The following is a 9590-nucleotide window of genomic DNA, read 5'->3' as shown; positions in this document are numbered from 1 at the left end:
ACCAAAGCCGGCACAAGCCTTCCAGCAGAAGTCAGCATCATCCGCACCACCACCCAAACCGCCCCACCCCCACAACCCATCACGATCTAACACCCAAACCCGTTCACAACCACTTGACACAAAGCGCAACGACATTTACCGCCCGGTTTCACCACGCGACCGGGCGGTTTTTCGTACCTTTGTAACAAGCGAAAGGGTATACAACGGTGGATGACGAAATGGGCAACGGAGAACTCGAGACGATGCGTCCCAGCAAGAAGCCGCTGTGGGTCGCGGTGGCGCTCATCGCAGCGCTTGCCCTGGTGCTGACAGCGGCTGGACCGTCGGTGCGGGCATTATTCGCACCGGAATCATCCACGTCAGCACCTGGAGAGGGTAGCCGCAACGACGTAGACGTCCACTTCATCGGGATGATGGTGCCGCACCACGACCAGGCGATCGAGATGTCCGAGGTGCTTCTGGCCTCCGACGTAGACGACCCGGCCGTGCGCGACCTAGCGCAGCGCATCAAGGACGGCCAGGAGCGGGAGAACGCCCAGATGCGGGCATGGGCCGATGAGTGGGGTATCCAGAAAGACATGGAGCTGCACTCCACCCACATCGCCAACGGGATGTTTCTCCCGGAGCAGTTGGATGAGTTTGCGACGCTGCGGGGCGATGAGCTGCGCACCGCGTTTTTGGAGATGATGCACTACCACCACGCCCACGTGATCGAGATGACGCAGGATGAGGTCGCGCGCGGCGGGTACACCCCGCTCAAGGAGATGGCGCAAGAGATGGTCGACGTGCAGACTGCCGAGATGAAGGAGATGGAAGACCTGCTCGGCTACACGCCGAATTAGGCCAGCGCCGCGCCGGCGTTCTGCATTTCTCGGAGGGCATCGGCGCCGCGAGCGTCGTCGACAGGCGAGCACATGTCCTGCAGCACGCGTACCTCGAAGCCCTCCTTAAGCGCGTCGAGGACGGTGGCCCGCACGCAGTGGTCGGTGGCGATGCCGCACACGTCGAGGCGGGCGATGTCGTGCTCGCGGAGCCAGTCGGCCAGCCCTTGATCGGCGTCGTTGACGCCTTCGAAGCCCGAGTACGCGGCTGTGTAGTGGCCCTTCTTAAAGAATTGGTCGATCTGGCCGGTCGGCACCGGGCGGCGGATCTGCGCGCCGTCACTGTCAGCGACGCAGTGCTCGGGCCACGAATCCACGAAGTCCGGGGTCTCCGAGAAGTGGGCCCCTGGATCAATGTGCCAATCCTGGGTGGCCACAACGTAGTCGTAATCGCGGGCTTGGCCGTCCGCGCCTGCAATCAGTTCGGCAATCCGGGTCGCGACCTCGTCGCCACGGGCGGTGGCCAGCGCCCCGCCGGGGCAGAAGTCGTTTTGTACGTCCACAATGAGCAGCGCTGTCTTCATGAGGATCAGGATACGCATGAGCAGGGTGGCGTTGCCGCGGTTTACGCCACAACAAACAAGGCCAGCGAGTGGAATTTCCCGCTGGCCTTGCTGTGATGTTGTGCGCCATCAGGGAATCGAACCCCGAACCCACTGATTAAGAGTCAGTTGCTCTGCCAATTGAGCTAATGGCGCATATTTTGTTGTTTCCGTTGCTCTCGGCAACGGAGAGAAACTTTATCACCGAGGCTGCTATGCGTGAAATCGCCTGGTTACGGGCAGAAAACGTCCATAAGCACGGAGCAGGAAACGCACATGTGGGGATAGTGGGATTTCTGGGTTAAGAGGATAGGGTGTTGAGAATCCGGAAACATCGTCATGTGAGGGGTAGGCAGTGGGTCACCGTCGAGTGGTGCGCGGTCTCGCGTTAGTAGTGGCAGCGGCGTCGCTGTCCTCGTGCACGATCGGCGATACTGGCCGTACCCAGTCCGTTGTTGACGCACCGGAAACGACGCAGCAGAGCTCGCCGCGGCCGCCGGAGATCAACGTGGAAAACGGCGAAACGGGCGTGGAGCCCGCGGAGCCCATCAAGGTCACAGCAGCCGCCGGGCTGGACTCGGTGAGCATGACCAACGAGAGCGGCAAAGAGGTCGAGGCCGAGTTCAACGACGACAAATCTGAGTGGACCACCACGGAGCCGCTCGGCTACGGCCGCACCTACACGGTGGAGGCGCGCGACACGGACGGGCAGAGAGTCGTCTCCTCGTTCACCACGCTCTCCCCGGACGCGACGGTGCACGCCTACCTCGGGCCGCTCGACGGCGCAACGGTCGGCGTGGCGCAGGCGGTGACCATCCGCTTTGATACCGCCATTCAGGACACCAAGGCTGTCGAGGACCTCATCAACGTAGAGACCTCCAACGGCACCGACGGCGCCTTCTTCTGGCTCGACCCGTACGAGGTGCGCTGGCGTCCCAAGGAATACTGGGAGCCGGGCACCGAGGTCAGCGTGAAGGCCAACATCTACGGCCACGAGATGGGCGAGGGGCTCTACGGGGCGCAGGACTCGGAGACCCACTTCACCATCGGCGACAAGGTGGAAGCCGTGGTGGACAACGACGACAAGATGCTGCGCGTCTACGCCAGCGACGAACTGGTCAAGGAGTTCCCCGTCTCCCTGGGCACCGACGGCACATACGACACCCCCAACGGCACGTACGTTGTCGGCGACGAGCACGAGAAGCTGACCATGGATTCGCGCACCTACGGCCTCGCGCTGGATGCCGGCGGTTACGTCACGCCGGTGGACTACGCCACGCAGCTGTCCTACTCCGGCATTTACGTCCACTCCGCCCCGTGGGCGAGTGGCGCGCTAGGCAGCTACAACCAGTCCCACGGCTGCATCAACGCGTCCTACGACAACGCCAAGTGGTTCCAGGACTACGTCAAGCGAGGCGACCCAGTGGTGGTGAAGAATACGGCTGGGGCAACACTCACGCCTTACGACGGCCTGGGGTACTGGAACCTCGACTGGGAGCAGCGCTCCGGCGGTTCTGGGCAGCCGCTGTACGAGTAGGGGGTGTTCGGCTAGCGCGTGCAAAAGGGGTAGTCGGTGTAGCCCTTCTCCCCGCCGGTGTAGAAGGTTGACTCGTCCGGTGCGGCCACCGGCAGCCCTTCCTTCCAGCGGCGTACTAAGTCCGGGTTGGAAATGGCCAGCCGGCCCACCACGGCGGCGTCCGCCTGCTGCGAGAGCCGCTCGGCCGCGTCATGGTCGGTCAGCTGGCCGAACCCGGAGTTGAGGAAGACGCGGGTGCGGCCGTTCTCGCGGGCACGCGCGATCAGTTCGGCCACCAGCTCACCTGCGGGTTCCGCGTGCATGATGGAGACGTAGGCGAGGCCAAGGTCTGCGGTGGCGCGCAGAAGCCCGCCGTAGGTGGCCAGCACGTCGGCTTCATCCAGCTCCTCGATGCCCTGAATGTTGTTCTGCGGCGACAGGCGGATAGCCACCCGGTCCGCCCCGATTTCATCCGACACTGCGCGCAGGATCTCCTCGACGAGCCGGAACCGGTTCTCCGGGGATCCGCCGTAGGCGTCGTTGCGCAGGTTCGAGTTCGGAGCGAGGAACTGGTGCAGCAGGTAGCCGTTTGCACCGTGGATCTCCACGCCGTCCATGCCGGCGTCGATGGCGTTTCGTGCGGCACGGCGGAACTCGTCGACGATGCCTGGCAGCTCAGCGGTGTCCAACGCGCGGGGGACTGGGCAGTCCTTGCGGGACTCGAAGTCCCGGACCGCAGTGCCGGAGGCCACAGCGGACGGCGCGACCGGCTGCGTGCCCTCCTGCAGGCTGGCGTGGGAGAGTCGTCCGCCGTTCATCACCTGCATGAAGATGTGTCCGTCGGCGTCGTGGACGGCGTCGGCGACGCGTCGCCACCCGGCGATCTGCTCGGCAGTGTCGATGCCGGGCTGGCCCGGAAAAGTCCGACGGCTTACCGTGGGGAAGACGCCTTCGGTGACGATGAGGCCCAGCGAGGCACGCTGCGAGTAATAGGTCTCGTGCAGTGAGGTAGGCACTCCGTCGCGCCCCGCGCGCGAGCGCGTCAGCGGAGCCATGATGATGCGGTTGGGCAGGGTCAAGCGACCGACTTCGAGGGAATCAAAAAGTGAGGACATGCGCTCCACAACGCGTATGTGACAACAACTATTCCGCGCCTGCGCGGGCGTCGACCACATCCACCATGACGAGACATCACCGCATGCTCAAATCTTCGCCGTACCGCTGGGTGCCGAGCGTGACCTGCCCGGTGGTGTCACTGAGCGGAAGCTAACCCCTCAACACCGGAGGATGATCGCGAACTGTGGCTACCGTTGATCGGGAAATAAGCGGCCGAGCCAGATGATTTAGCACAGGTTAATTTCCGTGTGGAACAGGCAGTACGATAATGACATGGACCTCTCGTTTCATCCCATTACCGACCCCATGACATTCTCGCAGGACATGGCTGATGATTATGAGTTCCACCAGCATTGGTTGGGCACATACCAACTATCCGAGGATTATGAATGGTACGCGGTGCGCGATGGCGGTGAACAAGTGGCGAGACTGGAGCTGGACTTGAAACCTCACCGAAGTTACTGGGAGGGCTCCGACTACCCCCTGCCAATGGATGGTCCCGACGTGATCGAGATTCAGTTCATCGACGTCAGACTCACTCATCGCGGTCGTGGCATAGGAACAGCAATCGTTCACTGGGTGGCGGAGCAGTACCCCCAGCGGCAAATGCTCGCGCTGTCTGAAGAGGCGGACGGATTCTGGCAATCCTTAGGGTGGGAGTTAATCGCGCCTGATGACGGTAGATCCCGTCCGATGTACGCTTCGCTGCTATAGCGCCGAGATGGGCCAATCAGCCCGTTAAGCTCTCCGACCTGGGTCCGGCCGAGTACAGAAGAGTTGCGTTCCTTAAAGCGGTTGTGCCCCTGCCGTCTAGACGCAGATGCTGCCGTCAACGTTCTTCCGGTCGCTGGTCCACTGGTAGGCGTGACGGACAACCCTTTCCCAGGTGCCGACGCAAGCCAGCAACCATCATGATTACGCTTCGGATCCGAACAAGAATTCTGCTTAATCCACTTCAATGCCACGACTTGCAGCTACGGTTCCTTACCGTGCGATCGGGCACGAGGCACTTTGAACCGAAAGGAGACACTATGTTGCAAATGGACGACCTCAATGGAATCGCCGATGGGGTCATCGCCACCCTAGGCTTGATTGGCGACTCAAGTTGGAGCTACCTCAGGGAAAAGGGGTCTGCAGAGTCATGGACTGTTGCCGAGACTGCAATTGGTGGAATAAAGCTTCGCATCCACCAGCTTGATGACTTCTACATCTTGAATCTCATTCACTTAGTGCACGACGAAAATGGGGTCATCCGTACTGTGGACGCCTACATTCCCTACAACAGCGACCACGGCGCGAAGGCATCCATCCTCGCCGAGGCCTACAGGAAGCTGTACCTCGAGGACTAGGTTCCAAGTCCGTAACACGGCCTGGGAGGGCGGCTGTGAACGTACGCGCTTGATCCGGAGTTCGGCGGGCCCCTAGAGAGTGGGGAATGCCGCTTGCAGCGTGCCGTGGGCAGGGTTGGGCTTGATCCCCGCGGTGACCCCAGGGTCTGGCTGCGAGGGGGTGGGCGGGCCGCCACGGGAAAAGCGAACAATAGTTCGCTCGACGCTTATCTGCATCAGGACCGCTGTTACTATGACGAGCACACGATATTCATGATCGCAAAAGGGAACAATGTCTAAGTATTAGTCGGTAGAGGTATGCGCTGGCGCAGGAGGGCAAGCTCTTGGTCTGGAAATGGCGGGGTTTGACCACGCCGCCCTCGTAGAAATCGAGCCCTGGCCGGTGACAACCTTGCGTCACAATCGCCCCGAGTGGAACATCATTCAGGCTGATTTGAACGAGTGGGAGCCGGATGAATCGCTCTACGGGCTGGATCTCTCGCAGCAGAACGGGCCTTGGGAGATATTTATCGGTAGCACCGGGAAACAAGCCCTCTGACCACCGCGCAACCTGCGGCTATCAGGTCGTGACCTAAAATGTCTAGCTATGGGGAAGATAGATATTGAGCGGTCCGCGTCGCACCAAGCATGGGAAAAGCGCCTAGACAAAATGTCAGGGACAGTGAACCAATGGCGAGAGATAGTGGAGAATCCCGTGGCCCCTGAACCAGGCAGCTCTCTGGCAGCGGATGGCATGAATGGGCTGGATATCGAAGGCGCTGCCTGGTATCTTATGTGTGTTTCGGTAGAACACTTGGCCTTCGTTTTCGAGACCATGAGGCGAACACGCACGATGCATCCATCCGTCTATATGACTATCGTGCGTACGGCTTATATCTCTGGGGTGAACGCGTTATGGATTCTCTCTGGCGCTACCCGCAAAGAACGTCGTCAGCGTGCTTTACGACTAAGAGCGGAGGATTTCAGGGTTCAGTTCACCGCTATTAATGACTTCGCCACACTGGAAGAGACAGAAGACGCTAAGAATCAAAAGGTTAGGAATATTCGGGAGCGCCAGTCCGCATTGCAGGAACTAGCCACCAAGCTAGACATTGTGGAAAATGTGCGAACGATGCGGGTGCATCAGACAAGGGTCATTGCAGACATTCTTCCCGTAATAACCGGAGAAGAAAATGGACTCCTTGCTGATGGTCTGCGCTACATCTGGCGGTCGGGTAGTGCGGCTGCCCATGGCCAGTACCATTTCGGGGCGGATCGTGTCGGACCTGAGGATGTAGTTTCCTCGAAGGGGGGTAAGTCCACTGTTCGCCTTACGGGGAGTCTGGAAAACGATGTTGGCCCTGCTATCTCGGGAGTCTATCTCGTACTCCAGCACGTGTTCGAACTCTATGATGCTAGGCGAGTGAAGTACATTTAACGGAAACTTATCAGCGAAGATGGTTCGTACACCGCTGTCGATACAGCTCAATTGCTCGTTTTAACACCAGGTAGGCCACAAAAAGCAATGGGCCCACGTCTGTATCGATCTTCGCCGACATAAGCATCATGCCCGGGGGGACTGGGCCGTTCTCTTCAGTCGGCGTCTCAACACGGGTCAACGAGTGGTGATAGTACCCATGGGCTGCCGCACTCGACATACGCCATAACTGCTGCATGTTTGAGCGGATTAACTGATCTTCCTCAGAGTCACCGTTAAACAGGTCATGGGCGACTTCTTGAATGACGTCAGTCTGGTTAATCTGATGCTTCCTGGGGTCCAAATGAGGATGAATACGCTGACCGATCTCATGCAATTGGGCACGCTTATCCTCTAACCGCTGCTTTTCGATATTTGTGATCTCATCCCAATTCTTACCTACTGGAAAATCAGTCAAGGCGGAAAGGGACTCCTTCACTTCCTTTGCCTTCAAACGGAAAGCGCGCTCTTGTCGCTCTTTTCGCGATGCCGGTGCCAAAATCCACGCTGCGTTGAATGCAGTCATGTAAGCAGTCCGGCCAATGGTCAAATGAGCAGTAGGGCTGATGGATTGTCCGCTCAACAGCGAGCTTAGGGAGAAGTGAAGATGTTCTGCTGCTATATCGATCTGGTAAGCGGCTGAATGGCCAGGTTGAAGCCAATCCACCTCATCACCTTTTAGAGCACTTCCGGGTTCTATATCGGGCAACAGTTCCCAGGATGCCATCCATTCTTCGACTCGTGGCGCAATGGCGTGGAGGCTTTTCATCCATTTTAGTTCTTCTTGCGACAGTGTTTGCTTGGTAGTTCCACCCAATTTAAATGCTCCTCGGTGAACATAACGCAGTACTACTAGGTATTAGCGTAGGTGGCTGAGTAAAAGACTCCCAAGTATTCGATGACGCTCTAAGCATCGGCATCCCGATTACGGTAGGCGGAAGGTCTATCGGGTTGACGGAAGTAGAAGCTCATGGTCGTCTCCTGCTTCAAGTGCTACGAGCAACTGCTCCGCCGTGACTGTGGTGTCGATGGCCTTGCTGTCCGTTATAGATTCGCTCATCCTAGTATCGGCCGACTTCGCTTTATAAAAACTTAAGCGTAGTTTAAAGCGTAACTGCTCTGAGTATGAAATAGCTCCCCTACCTGTTTTCACAGGTAGGGGAGCTATTGGGGTGGCTGACGGGACTCGAACCCGCGACACCCAGGATCACAACCTGGTGCTCTACCAGCTGAACTACAGCCACCATTGCTGTTTTCCAGCGGGATCTACATTAACCCCTCGGCGCGGTTTCACAAAAACGGCTGGTAGGCGTCGGTTGCGCCTGAGGCGGCGTCCGCGGCTGTCTTCGAATCCGGGCCGGGGGCGGGCACGAAGACGGCGCGACGATAGTAGTCCAGCTCCCGGATGGACTCCACGATGTCCGCCAGCGCGCGGTGCGCCATGCCCTTCTGCGGCTGGTTGTAGTACGCCTTGGGGAACCAACGGCGAGACAACTCCTTGACCGTGGAGACGTCGATCATGCGGTAATGCAGCGCGGCGTCGAGGCGCGGCATCTGCGCCCGGATGAACGTGCGGTCGGTGGCAATCGAGTTGCCTGCAAGCGGTGCGGGGTGCGCAGGGTCGCAGTGCTTCTCGACGAGCGCGAGCACCGCATCCTCCGCCTCCGCGAGACTGACCGTCGACGCCTTGATCTCGTCCAGCAGACCGTTTTCGGAGTGCATGCGGGTGACAACATCGTCCATCTCCGCGAGCTGCGCGTCGGTGGCGTGCACGACCAGGTCCACGCCCTCGTCGATGATGTTCAGCTCAGCGTCGGTGACAAGAGCCGCTACCTCCACGATGACGTGGCGGGCGGGGTCGAGCCCCGTCATTTCCAAGTCGACCCAGACGATGCGGTTGTCCTTCGCGGCAATATCCATCTATTCCTCTCCCATCTGTGCGTAGAACTTGCCCATGATCGGCGGCAGCCACCCGCGCGGGGCGTAGTTGGACACCACGTCCATGGTCTTCGCCAGGGGGCCGGGCACGATGCGGCGGCGGTTTTCCCGCATGGCGCTGATTGTGTCGACGGCGCAGGACTCGTAGGTGGTCCAGAGGAAATCCGGCACGACCTTGTCCACAATGGACTGCTCTTCCTCCGGGATGTGTGCCTCGCGCACCGGGCCGGGGGCGAGCAGCGTCACGTGCACCCCAGAGTCTTTCAACTCGTAGTGCAGTGCTTCGGTGAACTGGTTGACGCCGGCTTTGGTGAACACGTAGGTGGCGTTGTTCGGGATGGGCAGGTTGCCCGCTGCCGAGCCGACATTGCACAGTGCGCCCTCGCCGCGCGGCACCATCTGGTCCAGCACCGACTTGGTAATGCGGAACACCGCGGTGGCGTTCAGGTTGAACTGGTTTGTCTCGTACTCCCAGTTTTGGCGCATGAACGGTCCGAAGCTGGCGATGCCGGCAGAGTTCACGCAGATACTGATCGTACGGTTGTTGATGTGCCGGATCAGGGCATCCACATCGCGCTGCGTGGACAGGTCCCCAGCGAAGATTTCGACATCGATGCCGTGGGTGAGCGAGAGCTCGTCGCCAAGCTTCTGCAGTACTTCTTGGCGCCTGGCGACGAGGATGAGGTTGTGCCCCTCGGCGGCAAGTTGGCGCGCGATCGCTTCGCCGATGCCTTGGCTCGCGCCGGTGATCAGCGCGAACGCGCCGGGTGCGGGTGCGGGAAAACTCATGGG

Annotated in this window: 10 protein-coding genes, 2 tRNA genes and 1 pseudogene; 6 read left to right on the top strand and 7 right to left on the bottom strand. The window is 59.8% G+C overall.

What is annotated here, in order from left to right; genetic code table 11:
• The first annotated feature begins 206 nt into the window (after window positions 1-206).
• Complete coding sequence (locus HF989_RS06930) at window positions 207-842, top strand: DUF305 domain-containing protein (protein WP_343033569.1); 636 nt, start codon at window positions 207-209, stop codon at window positions 840-842.
• Here the strand turns inward: HF989_RS06930 and HF989_RS06925 are convergent.
• Complete coding sequence (locus HF989_RS06925; RefSeq protein WP_168685139.1) at window positions 839-1405, bottom strand: isochorismatase family protein; 567 nt, start codon at window positions 1403-1405, stop codon at window positions 839-841. The two genes, HF989_RS06930 and HF989_RS06925, sit on opposite strands and share 4 nt — an antisense overlap.
• Window positions 1406-1506: 101 nt before the next feature.
• Window positions 1507-1579, bottom strand: a tRNA-Lys gene (locus HF989_RS06920).
• 199 nt (window positions 1580-1778) lie between these two features.
• Between HF989_RS06920 and HF989_RS06915 the strand changes: the two genes are divergently transcribed.
• A complete protein-coding gene (locus HF989_RS06915) occupies window positions 1779-2960 on the top strand; it encodes an Ig-like domain-containing protein (protein ID WP_168685119.1) in 1182 nt (393 codons plus the stop codon).
• Between the two features lie 11 nt (window positions 2961-2971).
• On the opposite strand, the gene HF989_RS06910 is transcribed toward HF989_RS06915, so the two are convergent.
• Window positions 2972-4054 (bottom strand): alkene reductase, encoded by a 1083-nt coding sequence (locus tag HF989_RS06910; protein WP_168685117.1) that lies wholly within the window; start codon window positions 4052-4054, stop codon window positions 2972-2974.
• A 274-nt stretch (window positions 4055-4328) separates the two neighbouring features.
• Here HF989_RS06910 and HF989_RS06905 point away from each other — a divergent pair, with 274 nt between their 5' ends.
• The 4 genes and pseudogenes from HF989_RS06905 (at window position 4329) to HF989_RS06890 (ending at window position 6821) form a co-directional block, all read left to right on the top strand.
• Window positions 4329-4769 carry a GNAT family N-acetyltransferase gene (locus tag HF989_RS06905; RefSeq protein ID WP_168685115.1) on the top strand — a complete coding sequence of 147 codons (441 nt, stop codon included), beginning with the start codon at window positions 4329-4331 and terminating at the stop codon, window positions 4767-4769.
• 326 nt (window positions 4770-5095) lie between these two features.
• Window positions 5096-5404, top strand: coding sequence for a hypothetical protein (locus tag HF989_RS06900; protein ID WP_168685113.1), 309 nt, complete (start codon window positions 5096-5098; stop codon window positions 5402-5404).
• 301 nt (window positions 5405-5705) lie between these two features.
• Window positions 5706-5942: pseudogene (locus tag HF989_RS06895) on the top strand (DNA cytosine methyltransferase); the annotation flags it as partial.
• Window positions 5943-5990: 48 nt separating this feature from the next.
• Complete coding sequence (locus tag HF989_RS06890; RefSeq protein WP_168685111.1) at window positions 5991-6821, top strand: hypothetical protein; 831 nt, start codon at window positions 5991-5993, stop codon at window positions 6819-6821.
• 10 nt (window positions 6822-6831) lie between these two features.
• Here HF989_RS06890 and HF989_RS06885 read toward each other — a convergent pair whose 3' ends face one another.
• The 4 genes from HF989_RS06885 to cmrA form a co-directional block, all read right to left on the bottom strand.
• On the bottom strand, window positions 6832-7677 hold the full coding sequence (locus HF989_RS06885) for a hypothetical protein (protein WP_168685109.1): 846 nt from the start codon (window positions 7675-7677) through the stop codon (window positions 6832-6834).
• A gap of 351 nt (window positions 7678-8028) precedes the next feature.
• A tRNA-His gene (locus tag HF989_RS06880) sits at window positions 8029-8104 on the bottom strand.
• Window positions 8105-8150: 46 nt separating this feature from the next.
• Window positions 8151-8780 (bottom strand): oligoribonuclease, encoded by a 630-nt coding sequence (gene orn, locus HF989_RS06875; protein ID WP_168685107.1) that lies wholly within the window; start codon window positions 8778-8780, stop codon window positions 8151-8153.
• Window positions 8781-9587, bottom strand: a complete 807-nt coding sequence (gene cmrA / locus HF989_RS06870; protein ID WP_168685105.1) for a mycolate reductase — start codon at window positions 9585-9587, stop codon at window positions 8781-8783.
• Between the last annotated feature and the right edge of the window lie 3 nt (window positions 9588-9590).

The sequence above is a fragment of the Corynebacterium mucifaciens genome, from assembly GCF_012396315.1.
In the GTDB taxonomy this organism is placed as follows: Bacteria; Actinomycetota; Actinomycetes; order Mycobacteriales; family Mycobacteriaceae; genus Corynebacterium; species Corynebacterium mucifaciens.
Note: the sequence above shows the minus strand (reverse complement) of the source record. Positions and strands in the feature narration are given on the sequence as shown.